This window comes from Kitasatospora sp. SC0581 (assembly GCF_048159585.1).
Lineage (GTDB): Bacteria > Actinomycetota > Actinomycetes > Streptomycetales > Streptomycetaceae > Kitasatospora.
Genome location: NZ_JBLRWA010000180.1, coordinates 1 through 398, shown reverse-complemented (window position 1 = coordinate 398; position 398 = coordinate 1). Strand labels below are relative to the sequence as shown.

Here is a 398-nt window from a genome sequence, read left to right as displayed (position 1 = left end):
GCTGTGGATGCTCACTGGAAAGGGAATACTTGGCTTATTGCCTGTACGGCTTATTAAATCTGCCATGATGTTTCCGATTCAGATCATGATGATCTACGCCGTATGGAAATCGCTTGCGGTCAGTTTGAAACATGCCTTTTCTTTCGGAAGAGCAAATTAGACGTCCATGCCACTTTTTCGGCACCAGCAGAAGGATGAAAATCAGCCGGCGCATATTTTCACGATAGACGCCCATGCCGCCATGATGTGGCACGAGCGGAAGAATGGACGTTCAACCATTACAAATCACTGTCTTGTAATGTTAATCATTACATGTAATAAAGTTGATTACATATCACAGGAGGAATGCCAGATGAAGATTGGAATTGTTGGCGCCAGCGGGAAAGCCGGCAGCCTTA

General features: G+C 45.5%; 1 protein-coding gene. It reads left to right on the top strand.

Going from position 1 to position 398, the window contains the following annotated elements; genetic code table 11:
- Positions 1-166 precede the first annotated feature (166 nt).
- The coding region (locus tag ACLWS4_RS37665; protein ID WP_416876525.1) for a hypothetical protein at positions 167-398 on the top strand (232 nt) is incomplete at its 3' end.